Raw genomic sequence first — 23,902 nt, forward strand, 5'->3', positions numbered from 1 at the left:
CGCGCTGTTTATGAATTTAGATTTTTGGCTTATGATATGAGTATATAAATTTATATAAAATCAATTCTTGTATAATTTAGTTAGGAGCTGAAATTTGAGTACTTATGGACAAGCAATGATTACTGAAACAGACGAAGCCTTATGTGCGCTGAATAAATATATAATAAAAGGTTATGAAGAATCAGATATTAAAGACTTACTTTCAAAGATAGCTTCAGCAACAGAGCTTTTTCTTAAAAGGGACGTATTTCCTGCAAAAAGCAACAGGAATAATTTTTACTCATTTGTCGAAGAATTAAAAATACACTCTATAAGCCAAGATAAAATCGATTTCATTCATAATATAAGGCTTGCATATAATGCTGCTAAACATGATCCAAATAGTGTCATAAGCATACTCCAAGTTAAAGTAATGCTTGAGAACTTAAAGTTAGCTGTTGAGGATATTGTAATCGCTGCTATTGGTCGAGTTGGTTTTTACATTCGAGTAGCTACGACTAGAGTATTTTGGATTTGTGCATGGGATCATTACATCGCTGGAGAAACAGAAGTTACTGTATTCCTACCTAGTGAATACGATAATTTTCTGGGTGCAAACTCTGTAGATCATGTAAGCATTCATGGTTTAAAATGGGATGATTTTAAGGCTGATCTTCCAAATTTTGGGACGTTGCATCCTTACGAAGGACTTATACCTGAAGGACAGGTCGACTTTTGGCTATCCGAAGGTGATTGTCTAACTCCTTTTGTATTCGAAGGTGAATACAGTTCGCTAATAATCTGTCTATCAAAGTATCTCAAAGATGTAGATCTAATCTCAGGTTTAGCGAGAGAAGATAATCCTGTAAGTTTATTACAAACTGCAGTAATGGCAGTGATTGACACTTATGATAGTGATCCCAACGCGTCAAAAAATATCCAATGTGAGCGTGCACTTGTTCTAGCAAATAGTCAGTACGCAGTACTTCCAAAATTTAATGTCCGTATAGAGCATTATATTAGTAAAGTGGTGGATATAATTGATCCAACCCCATTGCAAGTAAAAAATGCTTTGACAGGGCCAATATGGACTACAAAGGATTGCTATGATTCAAATGGGTCAATCTATAGAGATGATTCTCTTAGAACACTCGTTGATTCAAAGAATAGGGTTGTATTGGGAGTTAGAAGACTTTAGAAGCTACTACCAAATTTATTTTCGACATTGTCAAAAATAAATTTGTAATAGGGTTTGTGAATAAATTTTTTTCCTGAAATTCATTAAATCCAAGATTTTACCCTTTATTTATTTCTGTCTACAGCACCTACTTATTCTACCTATTTTCTCTCAAAACAACTCACCCACCTCAAACTCTTCTTCAAAATCAAATCCCAACTGCTCGTTTTTACGTAGCCGCATAAGCTCAATACGCAGCTTACGTCCAGCGATAAGTCTTAGCACCTCGTGTTGCTGCTCTGTCGTCATATGATGCCACCGTTGGCGCTCGGCTCGACTACGCAGGCAACCAAAGCAATAGCCTCTTTTATTGCTTTGACAGGTACTGATACACAGGTTGTCAATGTCGAACAGCTCAAACTATTGACTCATGGCGGCTCCATGCTATTATCGTCATCCTTTTAATTAGCATAAAACGAATATATAAACGCTATTATGTCGCAAATGCTGACTAACAATGTGCCGTTTTACTATTATTATTCTGGTTTTGTGGATGCTATGCTAAATATGAATAGCCCACATCAGACAATCATAATAAATCAGTGAGACACCGCATGAACCTTATCTATATCCATGGTCTAAATAGTGATGCTAGCTCTACCAAAGGCCAATTGCTTGAACAATACTGCCAGCGTCATCACCCCGAGATTACAGTGCTGCGCCCCGATCTGAACAAGTCACCTGAGAAGATCCGCGAGCAGCTGTTAGCATTGATTAGTGGTCTTAACGATACTGGTAATAAACATAATCCGCAGTCTAGCACGGTATTGATAGGCAGTTCATTAGGCGGCTATTTTTCAACCTTGATCAGTAATGAAACGGGCTGTCCCGCGTTGCTACTCAATCCCAGTACGCAACCGCACATCACTTTGCAGCGCTTTGCTGATACTTCCCAACTTAACCAAAAGATGGACTTCTCGAATGATACGGTTTTGCATACTACTGCAGGCGGTTGGCAGATGACGATGGCTGATGTGCAGTGGTTTGCTGATCATCAGCTTTCAACCCTGAATCATCCACATAAAGTAGCAGCATTGATCAAATCAGGCGATGAGCTGTTAGATGCTGAGCTATCCGAGGTCTTTTATCAGGAGCAGGGTGCATCAGTGACAGTACAAGCAGGCGGGGATCATAGATTCAGCGATTTTGCTGAGCACTTGCCGCAGGTGATGGTACTGGTACAGCAACTCGCTCAAGTATAAGCAAACGACATTATATGACGTGAAAAAGTGACGCTTATCCTCAGCTGGCTGATTTTTCGTTATAATGGCTCAATAGAATCAATTATTTATGAATATCCAAGGATGCTTTTGTGAGTCAATATAATGCACAGTCGCTAGAGGTCTTAGAAGGGCTTGAACCTGTACGTCGCCGCCCTGGAATGTATACAGAAACCACGCGCCCCAATCATTTGGCGCAGGAGGTCATTGATAACTCGGTGGATGAGGCGTTGGCGGGTTATGCCAAAACCATCAAGGTACAGCTGCACAGTGATGGGTCATTATCGGTAGAGGATGATGGGCGCGGCATGCCAACCGATATCCACCCTGAGTTTGGGCAGTCAGGCGTCGAGCTGATTTTGACCCGTTTGCATGCAGGTGGTAAGTTTTCGACTTCCAATTATCAGGTGTCAGGTGGCCTGCATGGTGTGGGTATCTCGGTGGTCAATGCGCTATCAACACGGGTTGAGGTGACGGTATGGCGCGACAGTACACAATTTGATATTGCGTTTGAGAGTGGTACGCCTGTCACGGCATTGACCGAATCGGTCAGCTCGAATAAACGTAAGCGCGGTACGAAAGTACGCTTTTGGGCGGATAGTAGCTTTTTTGACACACCTAAATTTAACGTGAAGCAGCTCAAGCACAATTTAAAAGCCAAAGCGGTATTGGCAGCGGGGCTGACCATTGAGTTTGTTGATGAAATCAATAATGAAAAAGTGGTGTGGCAGTTTGCCGATGGGGTAGTTGAGTATCTAAGCGAGCAGTTGGATGGGCTTGAAACGCTGCCGCCTGCACCATTTTATTATCATTATGATGCGGCGCAAGGTGAGCGTGCGGGTGTGACCTTTGCGGTGTCTTGGTTGCCTGATGGGGGCACACCGATACAAGAGAGCTATGTCAATCTGATTCCAACGGCGCAGGGTGGTACGCATGTCAATGGCTTGCGTACGGGCATACTAGAGGCGCTGCGTGAGTTTTGTGATATTCATAGTTTGCTACCGCGCAATGTGAAGCTGACGGCGGAAGATGTGTGGGATGGAGTGAATTATATCTTGTCCCTAAAGTTTTCAGAGCCGCAGTTCTCAGGCCAGACCAAAGAGCGATTGTCCAGCCGCGAGGCGGCCAGTGCGGTACAGACTTTGGCAAAAGATGCGTTTAGCTTGTGGTTAAACCAGCATGCGGAGCTTGGCACCCAGCTCGCTGAGTTGGCGATTAACAAAGCAGGTCGACGCCTGAAATCAGCCAAGAAAGTAGCCCGTAAAAAAATCACTCAAGGCCCCGCACTACCCGGTAAGCTGGCTGATTGTCGCGGCGATTTGCGCGACGGTGCTGAGCTGTTTTTGGTAGAAGGGGATTCGGCAGGGGGCAGCGCCAAACAGGCGCGTGATCGTCACTATCAAGCGATATTGCCGCTACGTGGTAAGATTTTGAATACGTGGGAGGTGTCATCAGATACGGTGTTATCCAGCCAAGAGATTCATGATATTGCCATTGCGATCGGGGTTGATCCTGCCTCTGATGACTTGTCTGAACTGCGTTACGATAAAATCTGTATTTTAGCCGATGCTGACTCGGACGGCTTGCACATTGCTACACTGATCTGTGCGCTGTTTGTCAAACATTTCCCCGCACTCGTTGATGCCGGTCACTTATTTGTGGCGATGCCGCCGCTATATCGTATTGATGTGGGTAAAGAAGTCCATTACGCGCTTGATGAAGCAGAGCTTGAGCATATCTTAAAAGGCGTGGCAGGCAATAAAAAAGCGCAAATCACCCGCTTTAAAGGACTTGGTGAAATGAGTGCGGAGCAGTTGCGTGAGACAACCATGAACCGTGACACGCGCCGCCTTGTGCAGCTTGATATGGACGATATGGTGTTGACCAATAGCGTGATGGACATGCTACTGGCAAAAAAACGCTCGGCTGATCGTAAATCATGGCTGGAGCACAAAGGCAACTTGGCGGATGTACCACTATAGCGATCGGCTGCGCAGTGGTCATCACTTAGATAAACGGGTAAGAAAAACTGATAACACCACCTCATATGCTGCTATGATGAAGATATTGTCCAATATGGTACCACTATGATGTCCATGCCCAAGCGCCGCTCTGATCCCGTGCCAGATCATACTGCTGATATCGGCAGCACCCAAAAGCGAACCAAGCTACCAACACTTGGCAAACAAGATATTGGCAAGCTGGTGCCTCGACGTGGCAACCAGTTGTCCTCGACGATTGGTGCTTGCTTGTTTAAAAGCTTAGGGTGGCGAGCGGTGGGCACGGTGCCAAATATTTCGCAGGCAGTGGTGCTAGGAATACCGCATACCTCTAATTTTGATGGGGTATACGCCCTGCCGGGGTTGTTTGCGCTGGATTTGAATATCAGTATTATGGGAAAACACACGTTGTTTAAAGTGCCCATTTTTGCGCAGTTGCTACGCTGGATGGGAGTAGTGCCAGTCAATCGTGATAAAAAAGGCTCAGTGCTACAAGCGAGTATTGATCGCTTTAAAGCGGGTGATCCACTGTTTTTGGGTTTGGCACCAGAGGGCACGCGGCAATATACCGAGAACTGGAAGACAGGGTTTTATTATTTGGCACTGGGGGCAGGTGTGCCGATCTTGCCAGTGGCACTTGATTATAAAAGTAAAGAGATGCGCTTTTTGACCCCGATATACCCCACAGGCGATATCGACACGGATTTGCCAAAAATCTATCAGCAGTTTAAAGGGGTGATGCCAAAGCACCCTGAGCGCTTGTCGCAGCCGCTACAGGATGTGAATCGTGAGGCAGAAGAAAGATAGTGTCTGCTAAAAAGTAACACTATCTCAGGCGCTCATTGCTCAAAACTGCGGTTGACCGTTGGAGGCATTTACGCCGCCATCGACAGGTAAATTTACCCCAGTAATCATCGCTGCATCTTCACTGGCCAAAAAGGTAATGGCTGCGGCAATGTTTTCAGGAGTTGCCAGTCGTCCCAGTGGGCAGCGCGCTAGAAATTTGTCGATTTTGCTGTCATTGTCTTGAATGGCGGTGGTCATGTTGGTCTTGGTGACGCTGGGATTAACGGCATTGACACGTACGCCATCAGGGCCATGATCGAGCGCCAATGTGCGTGTCAGGTTGGTGACGCCAGCTTTAGCAGCATTGTATGCTGGCATGTTCCAGTCCCCACCAATACCCGATAATGAGGAAACATTGACGATGTTGCCTTTGGTTTCTATCAAATGCGGCATGGCAGCCTGACAGACATAAAAAGTACCACTTAAGTTGATGTCCAGCGCTGTTTGCCAATCTGTGTTGGACAAGTCAGTGATTTTACCTTGAACCGCTTTGCCAGCATTGTTAACTAAGACGTCAATCTTGCCAAATTTTTCTACGGCTTGCTCGACCATTTCTTGGACTTGGCTTTGGACGCTGATGTCACAGGTGACGGTCAGATAATTGTCGGTATGAATCCACGTATGATCTTGCGGAAACTCCTCCGTCGTCTCCTCCAATGTTTTGGCAGTGCGGCCGACCAGTACCACGCTGGCGCCTTCATTGGCAAAGCGAATAGCGGTTGCTCGGCCAATACCTGAGCCTGCACCAGTGACAATCACCGTTTTTTCTCTAAAGCGTTTCATATGTTTTGTCCTTATTTCTTGTAATGGTAAACTTATATCAGTGCGTAGCGTATGCTGTCATCATAACAAGTCATTACAGCGAAAGCGATATGTGCGCGCGCAATGATAATAAACCTGCCAATATGTCAACAGTAGAGATACAAAGCCGCCCAGTGTATCTGACCAATCATGCTAATCATAAAGGATCAAGGCTGTGCCTGAGAAAACGAGTCTGTTTTTGGATACCCAGTCAACACGATCGGTACTTGAACCGTATTTGAAACCAGAGCACGTGGCTACGGATACGGTACTGGCCGCCTCGGTGACAGTGCCTTATAGCGCCGCATATCGTGTCTATGATTTGCCGCGTGGCAGGCTGTCTGTTTTGGACATCACCTGCTGGGTTGCGATGGAGGCAGATAAGGCAGCCATTGAGCAGGCGCGTCAAAGCGTGATCAAAGCGGGGCTACTGTGGCAAAAGCGCCATACCAGCCAAAATGCGGCTATGCAGATGGCTAGTTGTGATGTGTGTCACGTGGACATACAGCGTTATGGTACAGCGCAAACAGCGGCAACTGAAACCTTAGCCGCGCGTGTATCACATGACTTTGGCGCGCGTTATTTTCTGGAAGATTTGATTATTGAGGTGCATGATAACAAGGCGGTGTTACAAGTATTTAGCTGGTACGATTGGAATTTGGTACTACAAGCGCTGCAAACGCCTGATGACGTCTGGCAGTTTTTACGATACCACCGCGAGCAGATGCAACAATCCATTATCAGTGGTCAGCCATTATTTGCACGTGAGCAAACGCTGCTTGAGCAGTTTTTAAACAGTGAGCAGTTATTGATACCAGCACTGAGTATCGATAATGCGCTGATAAAATACGGTATGCAAGAACAGCCAAACCGTGCTGCGGTACATATGAGTGTGGCACTGCGACAACAAAATGGTGCGCGCTATGTCGTTGAAATGCAGCAAGCCGCGCAGCTGTGGACGCAGCTGATGACACAAGTGCTCACCCGACGTACTGACACCGCCACTGTGCCAGCTGAGACAGTCGATGAACAGTCAAGGCTATGGCAGCAGCAGCTGCTTGATGAGTCGTTGTTTTCACGCCATGAGCTGGTACGTACGTTATATCGGTATCCTGCACAATCGGCCGAGCTTAGGGCGGCAGGCTATGTGATCCATCAGCATTCTTATACCAGCTTGGGTCGGCATTATGTGATGATATTTTATGGGGATGCTGAGGATAGCCAGCACCGTAGAGTCGCTATTCAGCCAAGCTTACAGCAGATAGCCACTGACGTTGCGCTGCGCTTACCATTGGCTGAGCTGCATCATGTGGTGGTACTGGGCATTGAGTTTGTGACTGAGGGTGATGAGACCTTTGTCGATATGGACATTTGGATACAGCCCGTTGCTGCCATGACGCCAAGAGAACGTCAGTTGACCAAGCAGCTACAACAGATGACGCAGCAATATCAGCAGAAACCGCTGGCAAGTACTGAAGGCAAGCAAACCGCTGTGCAATCGCTGCCAAGCATACAGCTGAATTTATCTGTACCTGCGCGGCGCAAATAGCGTTGCTATTTATCATCGTTTTGTCTTTAGATGGTGTTCATACATCGTGTCTATAATCTATAGATAGTGACTGAAGCAGCAAGACAGCAGTCAAAAACCACATATAAAAAAGACAGCCTAGGCTGTCTTTTTTAGGGCAGTCAATAACGATGGGTACTTATTTTACGTCATGATTGCTATCGACATTGTTATTGTCATCGCCAGTCGCTGGGTGCGTGGCGTTGTCAGTATGTAGGCGCTCTGTATGGCTTGCAGTGCTGTTGCTGGCAAGGGTGTTCAAGGCATCAGCGGTGCGTGTGTTGTCATCAGCACTCGCATCTGGAGCGTCTTTAGTGTCAGGAGTATGGTCACGTACTGAGTCAGCAACCTTATTCGCTGTGTCTGAAGTGGTTGTGGTATGACGTGTGGTGTCTACTTTTAACCCCGTGCGTTCTTCGTCCATTTTGTCCTGCATTTTGCGCAAAAAGCGGGCGGCAGCTTCTTGACCACCGAGACCGAACGATAGCGCAAAGGCAACGGCAACGGCGCCAAGGGTCAGACCAAAGGCAAGGTTGACGATAGAGTCAGCGATGCCCATGGCTTTTAGCCCCATGGCCAACACTAAGCCCATGATTAAGACGCGAACGATATTGGCAAGAAACTGCGAGCCTTGCTCTGAGCGCTCAACGACACCCGCGATGATATTGGCAAGCCAAAAGCCGATAAATAGGATGATCGCGCCCAAGATGATATTGGCACCAAAGGCGATAAACATGGTGATAATGGCTGAGATCGGCTCAAAACCAAGTAGGTCAGCGGCGGCAACGGTGGCAAATAGCATGGCAAAGAAGATGATCGCATGACCAACCAAATCTGATACGTTCTGGTTACCCATGGTTTCTTCTAAACCGACTTTGGCTGGCAACTGGTTGATTTGTGTATTGTCAATCAAGCTTTTGACGATGTTGGCCACCAAGCGTGCAATATAAAACGTCACTACCAAAACGGCGATGGCGGTAAAGATGACTGGTAAGGCTTCTAGGATTTTGTTGAGCATGTTGGTCGCAGGACGGGCAATCACATCAATGCGTAGTGCTTCTAATGCCGCGATGATGGTGGGAATAATCACCACCAAAAATGCCAATGACCCCGCGATATTGGGGATGCTATTTTGCTCGCTTAAACCTGCTTTAGAGGCAAGGCCTTGTACGTTAAATGTAGAGACCAAGTTGGTAACGATGCCGCGTACAACCTTGGCAATCACATAGCCAACTACAAAGACCAAGCCTGCTTTTAAGAGGTTAGGCACCGCGTTTAGGATGTCATTCACCATGTGGGTGAGCGGCGCAAACAAGCCATCAAGACCGACTTTACCAAGCGCAATGGTCAGTACAACCAATAGAATAAACCAATACACCATATCGGCGATGGTACCGCTCATGGGCTTGATGCCCGCTTGAGTGCTGAGGCGTTCATCTATTGAGGTTTTTGATAGTGCCGTGTTGATCGCGGTGCGGGCTGCGGTGGCGACCACCCAACCGACGATACCGATGGCGATAGCGCCAACAAAATTAGGAATAAAGAGCATCACTTGGTTTACCATATTGGCAAATGGTGCTGAAATAGAATTGAGGTTAAGTTGGTTGAGCGTGCCTGAAATGGCAATCACTAGGATAAACCAAAACACAACGTTAGCAATGATATTTTCAATATCGTGGTTTTTACCTGTAGAGGTGTTCATGCGCTGGTTTAGGTTAATTTTGGCAAGTACTTTACGTATCAGAATTTTGAGTCCAAGCGCGATCAAAAAACCAATTAATAAAATAAAAAAAGCGCCAATAACCGACCCGAACGGTCCGTCTAAGAATCCATCAGTGGTATCCATGAGCGTTCATCCTGTCCTACTCTAATCAAGCGATGTGCCATGCTACGTGTGTAGTGGTGGTTATCATGGAGTACGGCTTAATTGTGACGAGTTTTATTGTGGTCATAAAAAGCGGACGATTTTATAGATGAATATATGCCGCAATCAGACGATGATAACCTACCAGTTAGGTACTTATGACGTTACTGTTGATGATTGGACACGACATTATAAAATACTTACGCTTGGTGTTTGTTGACTGAGCTGTTTTTAGCTTAGCGGATATATCCTTTAGATTAAAGACAGAAAGCTTAACCTGAAACCATAATTGTGTGATAAGTTGTTAATTTAATAGTAAATATTAACAAAGATCGTACATTAGCCCGATAATTTCATCGCAATCGTAGCTCAAAAAACCAAGATTTGGTATGATGTCATCCACGTGACATCTCGCCACTATTTTGACAACTTGAGAGTACTCTATGAAAAAAATCACTACTTTGACCGTCAGTGCCTTAACTGGTGCGATGCTTTTAGCAACAGGCTGTAGCACTAACAATGGCAACCAAGAATCGGCTGCTTCTACTGTGGCGATCACTGAGCAAAGCACGGCTCCTGAAAAAGTCGGCTACAGTTTGGGTTTTATGATGGCTGAAGGCAATAAAGAAGCCATCAAAGACTTGAACCTTGATACCTTTGAAAAAGGTTTCCGTGACGGTTACGAAGGTAATGATGCAGCATTGACGCAAGAACAAATGCAGAAAGTATTGACAGATTATCAAAAAGAGCAAGAAGAAAATTTTGCTAAAGAGATGCAAGCCAAAGCGGAAGAAAATAAAACCAAAGGTGAAGCATTCTTAGCAGAAAATGCGAAAAAAGAAGGCGTACAAGAAACCGAATCTGGCCTACAGTATAAAGTACTGAAAGAAGGGATAGGCAAGTCGCCAAAAGCCACTGATGTGGTAGAAGTGAACTATGAAGGCAAGTTGCTAGACGGTACTGTGTTTGACAGCTCATATGAGCGCGGTCAGCCTATCGAGTTTCCATTGAACCAAGTCATCGCAGGTTGGACTGAAGGCGTGCAACTGATGAAAGAAGGCGGCAAATACGAATTTTATATCCCAGCTGACATTGCTTATGGCGAAGCGGGCAACGCAGGTATCGAGCCAAACAGCACCTTGATCTTTACTGTTGAGCTGCTTGAAGTTAAATAACACATACATAATGAGCCATCAGTGACATGACGCGCTGCTGGCACAGATTAAAAAAGCCCTGACATATAATGTCAGGGCTTTTTTATGAATGGTACTTAGGTATTGTTTGAATCGCTTATTACAGATTTTTCTGGAATACCTTAGAGTTGCGGCCATTGTGGTACTGCTCTTGGCGCGGCTCAGGCAAAGATGAGGCATCCACTTCGGCAAAACCTTGCTCAACAAACCAATGCGCAGTGCGGGTGGTCAAGACAAACAGCTTATATAGGCCGTGGCTACGCGCCTGCTGTTCTAAAAAAGCCAGCAAATCAGTACCGCGGCTACCATTGCGATATTCTGGGCGTACAGCAACGCAAGCGACTTCGGCGGATTGATCATCTAGCGTATGCAGTGCGGCACAGCCCAAAATCATGCCATCGCGCTCGATGACGCTATAGTTATCGATTTCTTGCTCTAAGCGTTCACGTGAACGACTGACCAAAATGCCTTGCTCTTCAAGCGGGGTCAATAGCTCTACCAAGCCGACCACGTCATCGATATTGGCACGGCGAATCTCTTCATATGGGTCGTGGCTGATAAGCGTTCCTGAGCCATCACGGGTGAACAGCTCTTCTAATAACGCGCCGTCTTTGGCGTAAGAGATGATATGGGTGCGGTGCACACCTTGGCGGCAGGCGCTGCTGGCACAGTTTAAGAAGTAGTTCAGCTCGCAGTTGAGGTCGCGACCACGTAAGAAACGATCGACTTCATTGGGAATCATTTCGTGAAGGAGGCGATCGCCATCATTGATGCCTGCTTCTTCGCCTAAGAAAATCAGCTTGTCAGCGCCCAACTCAACGGCTGCGCTGAGTGCCACGTCTTCTGCCAATAGGTTAAAGACCTCGCCAGTGGCTGAATAGCCCATAGAACCCAAAATCACGATATGATTGTGTAGTAGGTTGTTTTTGATGGCATCAACGTCGATAGAGCGCACTTCGCCCGTCATTTGGTAATCAACGCCATCGCGTACGCCGTAAGGACGTGCGGTGACAAAGTTGCCAGATACGGCATCAATGCGTGAGCCATACATGGGTGAGTTGGCCAGACCCATCGACAGCTGCGCTTCGATTTGCAAGCGAATCGCGCCTACGGCTTGTAGGATAGCAGGCATGGCGATGCGCGGCGTGATACGAATGTCTTGATGCAGCGGTGAGGCGATATCGGCTTCTTTGAGGTTTTTTTCGATTTGTGGTCGAGCCCCATGTACCAACACCAGCTTGATACCTAGGCTGTGCAGCAAGGCAAAATCGTGAATCAAAGTGCTAAAGTTGGGGTGGTTGACCGCTTCGCCGCCGAACATGATCACGAACGTTTTGCCGCGATGCGTGTTGATGTAGGGCGCAGAATTACGGAACCAATGGACGTATTCAGGGTTTATCTGTGGCATGGCGCTAGTAGTCATAGTAGGCGTAATAAATAATCGTAGAAAGAGAAAAAGAGAGGTGACAAAAAGTTGTCGAATACTAAAGATTTACCATAGCAAAAAACATCAGTATGAGCTATCTTTTATTTGAGTGATCGGCATACTATTTATGCAGCGCTACGATATACATAACCGCAACACGGGGTTAGTGTCGGGTTAAATACTTTTTGTTATGCTAAGTGCTATTGTGTTATGTATGTCTTGATCACCACTGCCATGATTGCCTTGCCACATGATGCGTTCGCGTCATAGGTTTGAGTGAGTACCGTTTTACCGATACATTAACTAGGAATAATAAACACCATGAAAAAAAGCAACCATTTTGCCAATCCGTTTGCCGCCTGGACTGGTCATCGTTTGTTTCACGTCGTTGCAGGCACGCTCGTTGGGGTGATGGCAGTCACACAAGCCTCCGCGATGCTACCAACGCCAGAGCCTGCGCTGGACAACAGCGCCGCGATGCAAGCATCAAATGGCAACAGCATGCCATCAGCGCAAGCTGTCAATAGCAAAATCACTGCCTCATTGGTCAGTGTCGATGCGAATGGTGAAGAGACGCTGGTACCTGTGACTGCCAACACGCGGTTGCAGTCAGGCAATGTGCTTGAATATCAGGGCTTTTTTACCAATACCAACAGTGATCGTGTGCGCAAAATGACGGTAACGATTTCGATCCCTGAGCAGGTTGAGCTGCTTGGTGGCGTGTCACCAGACTTCCCTTATGGTAGCGTGGATGGCGAGCGCTTTGCCCGTATGCCACTACGCGGTAAGATTGATGGCAAAACGCAAGAAATTCCTTTGAAATATTATCAAGCAGTGCGTTGGGATCTAGAAGGTATTGGCTTAAATGATACGGTAATGGTTAAGTATCGTGCGAAAGTAAAATAAACCGTTACTGACGTTTATGAGCGCATAAAAAAGCATACCTTTTGGTATGCTTTTTTTATGTCCGTCAGTTAAAAGCAGCTCAGTTAACAGCCTCAAGGCGTCATCACGCCGCGCGTCATCGTCTGTTCATATTTGTGCCTTACTATAGCGAGTCATGCCAGCACTCATCACCATTGATGCCTCATCTATAATAAAAGGATTCGCTCATGACTCGCGCTCGCCGCTCTTTTTTGCCTCACTCAACACTGCTTCAACATGGTCATCGTCTCAGTCGTTTGGGGGCGATAGTGGCACTGCCAACATTATTCGCAATGGGCATGAGCGGCTGTCAAAGTGATGGTAGTAATGACATCAGCACGCCGCCTATCACAACGCCTACGCCCACGAACTATCAGGCAGTGGCCTTTACGCCCGCAGGCAGTTATGTGCATGGCGGCTTTGATGAGTCTGCCGCTGAGATTACCGCCTTTCATCCAGAAACTAAGCGTGCGTTTGTGGTCAATGCTCAAAACGAAAAGGTCGATGTGCTGAATATCGAAGACATCCAGAACCCCGTATGGCTACAGTCGCTGGATGTGTCCGACATTGGCAGTACGGTCAACAGCGTGGCGGTGCATGGCGATATTGTCGCGCTGGCGGTACAAGGACAGAACAAAACCGATAACGGGCATGTCGTCTTGTATGAGGCGGATACACTGACGCGCATCAGCAGCATCGAGGTGGGCGCGCTGCCTGATATGGTCACGTTCACCCCTGATGGCAACACGCTCTTGGTGGCAAACGAAGGCGAGCCTGATGATCGCTACCAAATTGACCCTGAAGGCTCAGTGAGTGTCATCAATATTAGCGATATTAACCGCCCTATCGTAAAGACGGCGACGTTTACCGCGTATAACGCCCAGAAGCAGGCGCTTATGGATGCAGGCGTGCGCATTTTTGGTCAAAAAGCCGATGGCAGTATGAGTACGGTGGCAGAAGACGTGGAGCCTGAATATATCGCGGTGAGTGAAGACGGCGATACGGCGTATGTCAGCCTGCAAGAAAATAACGCGATCGCCGTTATCGATATTGCCAGTGCTATGGTGACGGATATCCAAGCGCTCGGTGCCAAAGACCACTCAAAGCGCGGCAATGAGCTGGACGTGAGCAACAAAGATGGCGGCATCAATATCAATACATGGCCAATCATGGGCATGTATATGCCAGATGCGATTGACACCTATACGATTGGCAATAAAACCTATCTGGTCACCGCCAATGAGGGCGATGCGCGCGAGTGGGGCGACTTTAATGAAGAGATTGGCTTTAACGATGTGTCCGTTGATGGCAGTCGATACAACACGCTTGCCTGTCACAATCTCGATTGCGCTGATGATAAGGCGCTGGGTAAAATAGATTTTTCTTCCGTCATGGGTGATGTTAATAAAGATGGAGTTTACGACACGCTATATAGTTTTGGCGCGCGCTCGTTTAGTATTTGGGACACTGCCAACATGAGTACTCCTGTCTATGACAGCAGCAGCCTAATGGCCAAGGTTATCGCAGATAAATACCCTGATAACTTTAACGCTAGTAATGACAAAAACGACTTCGACAACCGCAGTGACAATAAAGGGGTGGAGCCTGAAGGCGTGGTCATCGGGCAGGTGGGGATGCAAACCATTGCCTTTGTAGGACTTGAGCGCATTTCGAGCATCATGGCCTTTGATGTGACCGATCCAACCAATGTCACCTTGATGGGTGAGATCAATACCCGTACCTTTGATGATGCTAAGTTAGCGGCAGCAAAAGCGGGCAGTAGCGCCGCAAATGCCGATGGCGACTTGGGGCCTGAGGGCTTAACCTTTATCTCTAGTGATGATTCCCCAACGGGCAAGCCGCTGCTGCTAGTAGGCTTTGAAGTCAGTGGTAGCTCACGCTTGTTTGAATTGGCGTTCTCGTAGCGCGCACCGATCAAACTTTATGGCGCATCTCAAAGCGCGATGATGTCCTAAGATTATCAGCGTAGATCACCACTGTATGCAAAAGATCCCCAAAAACTCTCCCGTTTTTGGGGATTTTTATGCTCGTCTTTATTGTTTTACAGCGAGCGTCTTATATTTGCTGGTGGATTTTTCTGTAATTAATCGCTTGATAGCGCCAATCTGTTGCGTCGTGGCTTGCGCGCCTGCTTCGATAAGCGAGCGACGGTTGCTGGTATCTATTGAGCTGACGTGTGCAGTATTCGGGGTAATGACAATATCCGCGCGCTCGCGCTCACTGTTTACTGATGAAGAGTGGTTGGCTGATGAGACGACCTTGGTTTCAAGAAAGCCCCAAAAGTCGCTTAATGAGCTGAGCGTGATGCGTCTATTTTTAGTAGTATTGTTATTTGGTGTGCCAGTCACGTCAACAGCGATAACGATGTCTGCACCCAAATCGCGCGCACTGTCGACAGGTACTAAGCTGACCACACCGCCGTCGACGTATTTCTTGCCCACTTTTTCAGGGATGCGCGGCGGGATGAAAATATTGGGTACACTACAGGAGGCTTGCACAGCAAGGCCTGCATCACCTGTGGTAAAAACCGCCTTTTTTAGCGTGTGTTTTTCCGCGGCGATGGCAGCAAAGGCAATTGGGAAATCTTCTATGGTTTGTCCATGAACTTTTTCATTGATAAAGTTTTTGAGCTTGATGCCTTCGATAAAGCCTTGATTGGACAAGGTAAAGTCGGTCAACTGGCTATCGGTGGTGGTTAATGCCAGTTGCTCAAGATCGGTAGGCGTGTAACCACTGGCATACAGGCTACCGATTAAGCTGCCGACACTGGTGCCGACGACCATGGTTGGTTTGATGCCATTTTCCTCCAATGCCTTTATTACGCCCACATGAGCGAAGCCGCGCGCGCCGCCGCCGCCTAGAACTAAGGCCACAGTGGGTGCTTTTGCTTTAGGAGTAGTAAGCGTGTTAGTGGCAGGCGAGATCGTCGCACAACTACTGATCAGTCCTGCTACTGCTAACAAGCTTGCCGTATGGGTATAACGTCGAGATGAAAATAAAAAGCGTGCCAGCATAACCAAGCCTTATCGTAGTAGCCCACAATGCGGGCGATAATAACGTAGACGCATCTTCACCAAATTGCCTGGCATAATCAAGTCTTTTCTCCGTTATAATGACAGGAGGTAAGTCATTGATTGTTATCAAGTTGCTTTGAGTCATTACGCGATATGGTCAAAAAAATGGTGGCTTATCGTATTTACCACATAAGAGACATGGTCATTAGGGATTTTTGATGTCAAGTACCAGTAGTCCAGCGCCTTACCCACCTGCCAATCATCTGCCATCCGCCATTGACATGCCTGTGACGGCGCTGGCTGGTGTGGGGCCAAAAGTAGCAGAGCAACTGGCGCAGTTGGATATTGTGCGGATTTTTGACTTGTTGCTGCATTTGCCGCGAGCTTATGAGGATCGCAGTCGCTTGGTATCAATCGCTGAGCTTACGCATGGACAGTCAGCGCTGATCTGTGGCCGCGTGGTGCATGTTGACACCAAGCGCAGCGGCATGACCGTGGTGATCGATGATGGCAGCGACACGATATCGCTGCGCTTTTTTAAGGTGTATCGCGGGCTTGATCAGACCATGAGCGTGGGCAATCGCCTGCAGCTGTTCGGAGAGGTTAAGGTCAGCCGTTACGGTAAGCAGCTGCACCACCCTGAATATCAGCTCATCACCGACAGTACCGCCATTACCCGTACGGGACTACAGCCGATTTATCCGACGGTCAAAGGTCTACATCAAAATAAGCTGCGTACTTTAATTAAAATGGCGCTACAAACTGTGCGCAGTCAAGGGCTGCCGATGACACTATTTACCGCTGCAGATTTTGCGGTGGTGGTAGACTTGCCGTTAGTACCCTTTGTCACTCAGCATGTATCCGAAAAAAGTGGCAAAAATGACAACGGTTATGCTGCAGCTAGTGATATGTTCACGTCTGACTTATCTGTCAAGGCTACCGCCTCAGCATATACGGCACATCCTGATAATGTTTATAGCTTGACGATTTTTGAGGCATTGGTGTTGCTGCACACACCGCCGACCTATACCGATATGGGTCAGCAGCAGCATTTGCTCACCCAGCTCAGCGCGCGCACTCATGCGGCTTGTCAGCGCTTAATCATTGAAGAGCTGACTGCGCATCAGCTGAGCCTCTTGTATCGTCGTCAGCAGCTACATCAGCACAAAGCGCCCAAATGCGAGCCGCACAGCACACTGACCACGCAGCTGTTTGACAGCTTGCCCTTTAGCCTCACTAAGGCGCAAGCTCGCGTTATGACTGAGCTTGTCAGCGATATGGCAACCTCAGTGCCGATGCTCAGACTGGTGCAAGGTGATGTGGGCGCGGGTAAAACCTTGGTGGCGGCAGGCGCAGCAGGCTATGCGCTCGATAGTGGCTGGCAGGTAGCGGTGATGGCGCCGACCGAGATTTTGGCAGAGCAGCATCTGACGAATTTTAAGCAGTGGTTTGAGCCGCTCGGTATCGGTGTCGGTTGGCTGGCAGGTAAGCAAACGGCCAAGCAGCGCCGCGCTGCCCTTGAAGCGGTGAGCGAGAATACCGTACAGATTGTGGTGGGCACGCATGCGCTATTTCAAGAGCAAGTGGTGTTTGCCAAGCTGGGACTGGTGATTATTGACGAGCAGCACCGCTTTGGGGTTGAGCAGCGGATGGCGCTGACCAACAAGGGCGTTGCGGGCAGTACGCCGCACCAGTTGGTGATGACCGCAACACCCATACCGCGTACGCTGGCGATGAGTGTCTATGGTGATATGGACACCTCAATCATCGATGAGCTGCCTCCTGGGCGCACGCCTATCACCACCGTCACCATCGACCGTGACCGCCGCGATGAGGTGATCGAGCGTATTGCCATCAACTGTAGTGAAGGGCGGCAAGCGTATTGGGTCTGTTCGCTGGTAGAGATGTCCACTGCGCTGGATGCCCAAGCAGCTGAAGCCACTTATGCTGATTTGAGTGAGCGCCTAGACATCCGCATTGGTTTGGTACACGGCAAAATGAAAGCGGCAGAAAAACAAGCGGTGATGCAGGCCTTTAAAACAGGAGAGCTGGCGCTGTTGGTGGCGACCACGGTGATTGAGGTTGGGGTCGATGTGCCCAATGCATCGCTAATGGTGATCGAAAATGCTGAACGTTTGGGCTTGTCACAACTGCATCAGCTGCGCGGCCGTGTGGGACGCGGTGCGACCAAAAGTTACTGTGTGCTGCTGTACCAAAAACCATTGTCTGAAACAGGTACAGAGCGGTTAAAAGTGCTGCGTGACAGTACCGACGGCTTTGTGATTGCCCAAAAAGATTTAGCGCTGCGTGGCCCCGGTGAGCTGCTTGGTAAACGCCAAACAGGTAACGTGGGCTATTACGTGGCTGACTTGATACGTGATGAGCAGCTGTTTGCCATTGCGCAGCGTTTGGCGAAGCACTTGATTGCAGATCCAGCGCGCAAGCAGGATGTCAGTCAGCTGATCCACCGCTGGATGCCTGAGGCCAGTCGCTATACCAATGCCTAGTCATAATGCGTAGTCATAAAGTGAGCCGATCACGTTATGACATGGGTAAGAAGTATCAAGGACTCAGGCGTAACAACGTAACAACGTAACATAGGCGAACAACCAGCCAATACAGACCGCTTATATGCCCGTGCGCCCAGCATTTTATTCAGTAAACCCCAACTGACCATCCGTGTGACTGCCACCCCACAATCATTAACACCATTGCCGCACGCGGTGTTGTATCCTTTTTGAGAACTGCACTGATAAACAGAGACCGATTATGAGTGATCCTAACGAGCCAAATACCAACCCGCCCTCCAATCTGCCGCCTTATCGCCAACCAGAGACGCCACGCCCAAAAGACACCAAAATATGGCTGTGGCTGATCCCTGTCTTGGCTGTAGTATTGGTGGCTGGCATCTTGCTGGGCAAATACTGGGGCAACTACGACCAATCAGCGCTGACATCAAGCGGCATCGATGCCTCAAGTGGTATAGATACGACAGATAGCACCGATAGCGTGGCAGCCGAACCGTCAGTACTGTCGGTCGAGACCATTGCCCCAAGCCAAGAGGATGTGGGCAATACCTTAACCGCAGACGGCACCATCAATGCCAAAGACATCGCTAATGTCAGTGCCAAAGTCAATGGCGTGGCGATAGAGCGGATACTGGTCGATGAAGGCTCGCAGGTCAAGGCAGGGCAAGTACTGGCCATCTTTGATACCGACGCCATGCAGCAGCAAGTCGTGCAGGCCGAAGCGGATGTGGCCGAAGCGCAGGCTACCTTAGCCAATGCCAGTGCTGATGCGGCGCGCATCCTGCCCTTGATCGATATTGATGCCATTAGCAAACAAGAAGCCGACCGCTACCGCACGGCTGAGGTACGCGCGCGCGCGGCGCTGCAATCGGCCAAAGCGCGGCTGAGCAGTCAGCGCTTGACGGTGAGTAATGCCAAGGTGACTGCGCCAGTCAGCGGCATCATCAGTGAAAAACTGGTCGATGTCGGTATGGTGGCGGGGAATGATCCTTTATTTACCATCATCAAAAACGGCGTTTTGGAATGGCGCGCGGACATCGACCCCAAACTGGTTACCGACATCAATATTGGTACGCCAGTCAGCGTTAATTTGCCGCAGGATCAATCGGTGATGGGCACAGTGCGGCGTATCGCGCCGACTGCGGACAACAACCGTCAAATCACCATCTACGCCACGTTAAACGACAACCGCACGGCGCGGGCTGGCATGTACCAATCAGGTGAGTTTTTGCTTGGGCGTACCCGCATGCAGACGCTGCCAAACAGCGCCATCGTCAGCAATGACGGCTATGACTATGTGATGTTGGTCACGGATATCAGCACCCAAGATGGCAAAACCACAGGCCGCATTCAGCAGCAGCGCGTCAACCTCGGTGAACGGTTGGGCGCAAATGTGGTGGTGACAGACACCTTGCCTGTCGGCAGCCAAGTGGTCAAACAAGGCGGCAGCTTTTTAAATGATGGCGACTTGGTACGCGTTGTGGATAGCCAGACCGCCCCAAGTACGCAGGCCAGCTCATGACTATGAACCTCTCCTCCTATTCGATCAAAAATCCGCTGGTCGCGATTTTATTGTTTGTCCTGCTAACCCTTGGCGGTTGGTATGGTTTTATGCAGATGAAGGTGCAGCAGTTTCCTGATATTGACTTGCCTGCGGTGGTGGTCACCGTCACCTTACCGGGGGCGGCACCTGCCCAGCTTGAAAATGACGTGGCCAAAAAGATCGAAAACCGTCTGACCAGTATTGAAGGAGTCAAACACATTCGCTCAACCTTGCAGACTGGCGCGGCGACCATTTCTACTGAATTTATCTTGGATAAAGATATTCAAGAAGCGGTTGATGATGTGCGCTCCGCAGTCGGCGAGGTACGTGGTGATTTGCCCGCGGCTGCCAATGACCCGATCATTACCAAGGTCTCTACCGCAGGCTTTCCTGTGGTCACGTATTCGGTCAGTGCGGACAATATGAACGCGCAAGATTTGTCATGGTTTGTCGATGACACCATCACTAAGCGCTTGTCTGATATCCAAGGGGTCAGCTCAATCAGCCGCATCGGTGGCCTACAGCGTGAGATTACCGTTGCTGCCGACCCGATTACCCTAAGCGGTTTACAGTTTCCCATTTCTCAGTTGTCGCAGCAGGTTGCCGGCATTCAGCAAGACAGCTCAGGTGGTGAAGCCGAGGTGGGTAATAGCGTGCAAACCATTCGCGTGTTGGGTGCGGTTGAGCGCGCCCGAGAGCTTAATGAGTTGCAAATCGCTGTGCCCACAGGTGGTACGCAAGCGCTTGGGCGGATGGCAGAAGTGACCGATGGCGCGGCAGACCCCAGCTCCATTGCCAAGCTCGATGGGCACACCGTGGTGGCGTTTAACGTCATCCGTTCACGCGGTGCCAGTGAGGTGGAAATCACTGAACGCGTTGATGCGGCGCTCGCCGAGTTAAGCGCCGATATGAGCAATATCACGGTCGAAAAAGTATACGACCGCGCCACGCCTGTGGCAGAAGATTATGACGCCTCGCTGCGCATGCTGATCGAAGGCGGTATTTTGGCCGTGATTGTGGTGTTCTTATTTTTACGCAATATTCGCGCCACCATCGTGGCAGCCGTGGCCTTGCCGCTGTCTGTGATCCCGACTTTTTTGGGCATGTATTTGTTCGACTTTAGCTTAAACATCATCTCCTTGTTGGCATTATCATTGGTGATCGGTGTATTGGTTGATGATGCAATCGTTGAGGTTGAGAATATCATGCGCCATCTGCGCATGGGCAAAACGCCTTATGAGGCGGCGATGGAAGCGGCAGACGAGATTGGTCTGGCAGTGGTTGCCACCACGTTTACCTTGATTGCGGTGTTTTTGCCGACCGCCTTTATGGGCGGCGTGGTGGGGCAGTTTTTTCGCCAGTTTGGTTGGACTGCTGCGATGGCGATTTTTGTCTCGCTTATGGTGGCGCGGCTGATCACCCCGATGATGGCAGCCTATATCTTGCGCCCTGAAAAAAAGCAGGTCGAAAAACAAAGCAAAACCATGGGCTATTATTTGCGCGTGGTGACGTGGACGCTTCGCCATCGCTGGCTAACCATGGGTGCCACTCTCGTGCTGTTTGTCGCCTCATTAGGACTGGTCAAACTGCTGCCCACAGCCTTTATTCCTGACAATGATATCAATCAAACTCGCGTTGCCATTGAGCTGACGCCAGATGCTAAGCTGGCTGATACGGAGCGGGTAGCGGCGATGGCACGCGAGCGCATTTTGCAACTGCCAGATGTGACGCATGTATTTACCGCTGTTGGTCAGCCGCAGCAAGCGATGGATAAAAACAACTCGGGCAGTGCGATGGCAGAAAATACGGCCAGTTTAGACATCGTCCTTGCGCCGCGAGCCGAGCGTGCGTTTAAGACCGACGTTGAGAGAAAAATCAGTGCCTTATTGAGTGAAGTACCTAGTGCGCGCTTTACGGTGGGTTTATCCAGTGGTGGTGAGAGCGGTTATACCTTTTCGTTGACCAGCACCAACCCCAAAGTCCTCGAGCAAACCGTACAACAAATCATGAGTGAAATCCGTGCGCTGCCCGTTGCAGGTGCGGTCACCAGTGATCGCAGTCTGCCGCGCCAAGAGCTGACCGTTACCCCCAATCGACTGGCAATGGCCGATAAAGGCGTGACCACGCAAAGTATCGCAGAGACCTTGCGTATTGCAACTGTGGGCGATTATGAGCAGCGCTTATCTAAGCTGAACTTAGACAGTCGCCAGATTCCCATTGTGGTGCGCTTGCCAGATGCAGCCAAGCAAAGCACCAATCAGTTAGAAGGCTTGTATGTACCCAGCTCAGCGCCTTCAGGTCAAGGTGTTAAAGTGGGCGAAGTGGCCAGTTTAAGCTTTGGTACAGGGCCTGCGCAAATCCGCCGTCTTGACCGTGAACGGGCGATCAGCATCACCGTCCAGCCTGCCAACGGCGAGCTGGGTCAGCTGGTAGCAGCCGTCAAAAATACGCCAACGCTACAGCAACTGCCAAGCTCTATTACCGTTATTGACCAAGGCCAAGCGGAGAATATGGCCGAGCTGTTTAAGGGCTTTGTGATCGCCATGTCGGTGGGCATCATTTGTATTTTGGGCGTGCTGATCTTGCTCTTTGGTCGCCTGTTGCAGCCGTTTACTATTTTGATGGCGTTGCCGCTGTCTATTGGCGGGGCGTTTGTGGGCTTGGTCATCACAGGCAGTAGCTTGTCGATGCCGTCGATGATTGGCTTTATCATGCTGATGGGTATCGCCACCAAAAACTCTATTTTGCTGGTGGATTATGCGCTGATTGCCCAGCATCGCGGCCTACCGCGTTTTGATGCCATCATTGATGCCTGTCATAAGCGCGCGCGACCGATCATCATGACCACCATTGCGATGGGGGCTGGCATGTTGCCATTGGTCTTTGGCTGGGGCGAAGCCGACCCAACCTTCCGCAGACCCATGGCCGCGGCGGTGCTCGGTGGCTTGGTCACCTCAACCTTGCTCAGCTTGGTGGTGATTCCTGTGGTTTATACCTTGGTTGATGATCTGTCCGCATGGTTTGCCAAATGGTTGATACCACACGGCAAAGCCCGCTCAGATGCTCAAAGCTAAAGACTTAACCCCAAGGTAACCATAGCCGTTTCAGAAAGTACCCACTCAAGAACGAAAAAAAGCGCTGATCAATGTTAGCGCTTTTTTTTATAAGCATATTTTATAAATCTTTATATAGAGATAAAAAGAGGTGTTTAGAGTCGTGATTTAAGGCTTGGGTAGCTGATGTTCCAGTTTTTTGAGCAGTACATTTAAAATAGACAGCTCTTCGGCACTCATATCGCCCAACAGCTGATTTTCCAATTGAATGTGGGAAATCATCACTTCATCAATTAGACTCACGCCCGCATCGGTAAGCTGAACCAGTGAGCTGCGTTTGTCGTCAGGGTTGTCGATACGGGTGATCAACTGCTTTTTTTCCAAATGCTGTAAACGATTGGTCATCGTACCTGAGCTGACCATCATACTGTCAAAAAGCGCGGTAGGACTGAGGGTAAAAGGCGCGCCTGATCGCCGTAAGGTAGCCAGCACATCAAACTCCCAGTGGCTCAACTGATAATTGGCTTTGTAATTAGCTGACAGTTGCCGCATCAGCATCACCTCTAAACGCTTTAGGCGACCGATGGTTTCCATCGTCTGCAATTGATCCGCCGCAAATCCTTCGGCTTGCCACTGCGCGATGATCAGTCCTACCGCATCATGGTCTGTATCCGTCATTTCCTTCT

At 48.9% G+C, this 23,902-nt stretch carries 18 protein-coding genes; 12 read left to right on the top strand and 6 right to left on the bottom strand.

What is annotated here, in order from left to right:
- Positions 1-94 precede the first annotated feature (94 nt).
- Positions 95-1,177 (top strand): hypothetical protein, encoded by a 1,083-nt coding sequence (locus ACFI32_RS11525; RefSeq protein WP_462626738.1) that lies wholly within the window; start codon positions 95-97, stop codon positions 1,175-1,177.
- A gap of 150 nt (positions 1,178-1,327) precedes the next feature.
- Here the strand turns inward: ACFI32_RS11525 and ACFI32_RS11530 are convergent, their stop codons facing one another.
- Positions 1,328-1,501, bottom strand: a complete 174-nt coding sequence (locus tag ACFI32_RS11530) for a hypothetical protein (RefSeq protein WP_462626803.1) — start codon at positions 1,499-1,501, stop codon at positions 1,328-1,330.
- Between ACFI32_RS11530 and ACFI32_RS11535 the strand changes: the two genes are divergently transcribed.
- The 4 genes from ACFI32_RS11535 to ACFI32_RS11550 all read left to right on the top strand — a co-directional run bounded on the left by ACFI32_RS11535 (position 1,466) and on the right by ACFI32_RS11550 (position 5,243).
- Positions 1,466-1,621, top strand: coding sequence for a hypothetical protein (locus ACFI32_RS11535; RefSeq protein WP_462626739.1), 156 nt, complete (start codon positions 1,466-1,468; stop codon positions 1,619-1,621). The genes ACFI32_RS11530 and ACFI32_RS11535 overlap by 36 nt on opposite strands.
- Positions 1,622-1,770: 149 nt before the next feature.
- Entirely contained in the window at positions 1,771-2,418 is a 648-nt protein-coding gene (locus ACFI32_RS11540; protein ID WP_462626740.1) for a YqiA/YcfP family alpha/beta fold hydrolase, read from the top strand.
- A 110-nt stretch (positions 2,419-2,528) separates the two neighbouring features.
- The gene (gene parE, locus ACFI32_RS11545) at positions 2,529-4,418 is read left to right on the top strand and encodes a DNA topoisomerase IV subunit B (protein WP_462626741.1); all 1,890 of its coding nucleotides are present in this window, start codon (positions 2,529-2,531) and stop codon (positions 4,416-4,418) included.
- A 114-nt stretch (positions 4,419-4,532) separates the two neighbouring features.
- On the top strand, positions 4,533-5,243 hold the full coding sequence (locus ACFI32_RS11550; protein WP_462626804.1) for a lysophospholipid acyltransferase family protein: 711 nt from the start codon (positions 4,533-4,535) through the stop codon (positions 5,241-5,243).
- Between the two features lie 39 nt (positions 5,244-5,282).
- Here the strand turns inward: ACFI32_RS11550 and budC are convergent, their stop codons facing one another.
- A complete protein-coding gene (gene budC / locus ACFI32_RS11555) occupies positions 5,283-6,065 on the bottom strand; it encodes a meso-2,3-butanediol dehydrogenase (protein WP_462626742.1) in 783 nt (260 codons plus the stop codon).
- Positions 6,066-6,258: 193 nt separating this feature from the next.
- Between budC and ACFI32_RS11560 the strand changes: the two genes are divergently transcribed.
- Positions 6,259-7,632: a hypothetical protein gene (locus ACFI32_RS11560; protein ID WP_462626743.1), complete on the top strand. Its 1,374-nt coding sequence runs from the start codon at positions 6,259-6,261 to the stop codon at positions 7,630-7,632.
- A gap of 157 nt (positions 7,633-7,789) precedes the next feature.
- Here ACFI32_RS11560 and ACFI32_RS11565 read toward each other — a convergent pair whose 3' ends face one another.
- Complete coding sequence (locus ACFI32_RS11565) at positions 7,790-9,496, bottom strand: mechanosensitive ion channel (protein ID WP_462626744.1); 1,707 nt, start codon at positions 9,494-9,496, stop codon at positions 7,790-7,792.
- A gap of 461 nt (positions 9,497-9,957) precedes the next feature.
- Here ACFI32_RS11565 and ACFI32_RS11570 point away from each other — a divergent pair, with 461 nt between their 5' ends.
- Positions 9,958-10,689 (top strand): FKBP-type peptidyl-prolyl cis-trans isomerase, encoded by a 732-nt coding sequence (locus tag ACFI32_RS11570; RefSeq protein WP_462626745.1) that lies wholly within the window; start codon positions 9,958-9,960, stop codon positions 10,687-10,689.
- 118 nt (positions 10,690-10,807) lie between these two features.
- Here ACFI32_RS11570 and argA read toward each other — a convergent pair whose 3' ends face one another.
- Complete coding sequence (gene argA, locus ACFI32_RS11575) at positions 10,808-12,130, bottom strand: amino-acid N-acetyltransferase (protein ID WP_462626746.1); 1,323 nt, start codon at positions 12,128-12,130, stop codon at positions 10,808-10,810.
- 324 nt (positions 12,131-12,454) lie between these two features.
- Between argA and ACFI32_RS11580 the strand changes: the two genes are divergently transcribed.
- Positions 12,455-13,039, top strand: coding sequence for a hypothetical protein (locus ACFI32_RS11580; RefSeq protein WP_462626747.1), 585 nt, complete (start codon positions 12,455-12,457; stop codon positions 13,037-13,039).
- Positions 13,040-13,245: 206 nt separating this feature from the next.
- The gene (locus ACFI32_RS11585; protein WP_462626748.1) at positions 13,246-14,982 is read left to right on the top strand and encodes a choice-of-anchor I family protein; all 1,737 of its coding nucleotides are present in this window, start codon (positions 13,246-13,248) and stop codon (positions 14,980-14,982) included.
- A gap of 129 nt (positions 14,983-15,111) precedes the next feature.
- Here ACFI32_RS11585 and ACFI32_RS11590 read toward each other — a convergent pair whose 3' ends face one another.
- A complete protein-coding gene (locus ACFI32_RS11590; RefSeq protein ID WP_462626749.1) occupies positions 15,112-16,092 on the bottom strand; it encodes a patatin-like phospholipase family protein in 981 nt (326 codons plus the stop codon).
- A gap of 218 nt (positions 16,093-16,310) precedes the next feature.
- Between ACFI32_RS11590 and recG the strand changes: the two genes are divergently transcribed.
- The 3 genes from recG to ACFI32_RS11605 all read left to right on the top strand — a co-directional run bounded on the left by recG (position 16,311) and on the right by ACFI32_RS11605 (position 23,237).
- On the top strand, positions 16,311-18,599 hold the full coding sequence (recG, locus tag ACFI32_RS11595; RefSeq protein ID WP_462626750.1) for an ATP-dependent DNA helicase RecG: 2,289 nt from the start codon (positions 16,311-16,313) through the stop codon (positions 18,597-18,599).
- A 262-nt stretch (positions 18,600-18,861) separates the two neighbouring features.
- A complete protein-coding gene (locus tag ACFI32_RS11600; protein WP_462626751.1) occupies positions 18,862-20,142 on the top strand; it encodes an efflux RND transporter periplasmic adaptor subunit in 1,281 nt (426 codons plus the stop codon).
- Positions 20,139-23,237 carry an efflux RND transporter permease subunit gene (locus ACFI32_RS11605; protein ID WP_462626752.1) on the top strand — a complete coding sequence of 1,033 codons (3,099 nt, stop codon included), beginning with the start codon at positions 20,139-20,141 and terminating at the stop codon, positions 23,235-23,237. Before ACFI32_RS11600 ends, ACFI32_RS11605 begins: the two co-directional genes overlap by 4 nt.
- Before the next feature lie 147 nt (positions 23,238-23,384).
- Here ACFI32_RS11605 and ACFI32_RS11610 read toward each other — a convergent pair whose 3' ends face one another.
- Positions 23,385-23,894 carry a MarR family winged helix-turn-helix transcriptional regulator gene (locus ACFI32_RS11610; protein ID WP_462626753.1) on the bottom strand — a complete coding sequence of 170 codons (510 nt, stop codon included), beginning with the start codon at positions 23,892-23,894 and terminating at the stop codon, positions 23,385-23,387.
- Positions 23,895-23,902 lie beyond the last annotated feature (8 nt).

Source organism: Psychrobacter sp. PSi21, from assembly GCF_054960615.1.

Excerpts from the sequence above, each read along its gene's own strand:
- ACFI32_RS11535 (WP_462626739.1), top strand. The coding sequence starts at position 1,466 with ATGATGCCACCGTTGGCGCTCGGCTCGACTACGCAGGCAACCAAAGCA.
- ACFI32_RS11540 (WP_462626740.1), top strand. The coding sequence starts at position 1,771 with ATGAACCTTATCTATATCCATGGTCTAAATAGTGATGCTAGCTCTACC.
- ACFI32_RS11550 (WP_462626804.1), top strand. The coding sequence starts at position 4,533 with ATGCCCAAGCGCCGCTCTGATCCCGTGCCAGATCATACTGCTGATATC.
- budC (WP_462626742.1), bottom strand. The coding sequence starts at position 6,065 with ATGAAACGCTTTAGAGAAAAAACGGTGATTGTCACTGGTGCAGGCTCA.
- ACFI32_RS11565 (WP_462626744.1), bottom strand. The coding sequence starts at position 9,496 with ATGGATACCACTGATGGATTCTTAGACGGACCGTTCGGGTCGGTTATT.
- ACFI32_RS11570 (WP_462626745.1), top strand. The coding sequence starts at position 9,958 with ATGAAAAAAATCACTACTTTGACCGTCAGTGCCTTAACTGGTGCGATG.
- argA (WP_462626746.1), bottom strand. The coding sequence starts at position 12,130 with ATGACTACTAGCGCCATGCCACAGATAAACCCTGAATACGTCCATTGG.
- ACFI32_RS11580 (WP_462626747.1), top strand. The coding sequence starts at position 12,455 with ATGAAAAAAAGCAACCATTTTGCCAATCCGTTTGCCGCCTGGACTGGT.
- ACFI32_RS11585 (WP_462626748.1), top strand. The coding sequence starts at position 13,246 with ATGACTCGCGCTCGCCGCTCTTTTTTGCCTCACTCAACACTGCTTCAA.
- ACFI32_RS11590 (WP_462626749.1), bottom strand. The coding sequence starts at position 16,092 with ATGCTGGCACGCTTTTTATTTTCATCTCGACGTTATACCCATACGGCA.
- recG (WP_462626750.1), top strand. The coding sequence starts at position 16,311 with ATGTCAAGTACCAGTAGTCCAGCGCCTTACCCACCTGCCAATCATCTG.
- ACFI32_RS11600 (WP_462626751.1), top strand. The coding sequence starts at position 18,862 with ATGAGTGATCCTAACGAGCCAAATACCAACCCGCCCTCCAATCTGCCG.
- ACFI32_RS11605 (WP_462626752.1), top strand. The coding sequence starts at position 20,139 with ATGACTATGAACCTCTCCTCCTATTCGATCAAAAATCCGCTGGTCGCG.
- ACFI32_RS11610 (WP_462626753.1), bottom strand. The coding sequence starts at position 23,894 with ATGACGGATACAGACCATGATGCGGTAGGACTGATCATCGCGCAGTGG.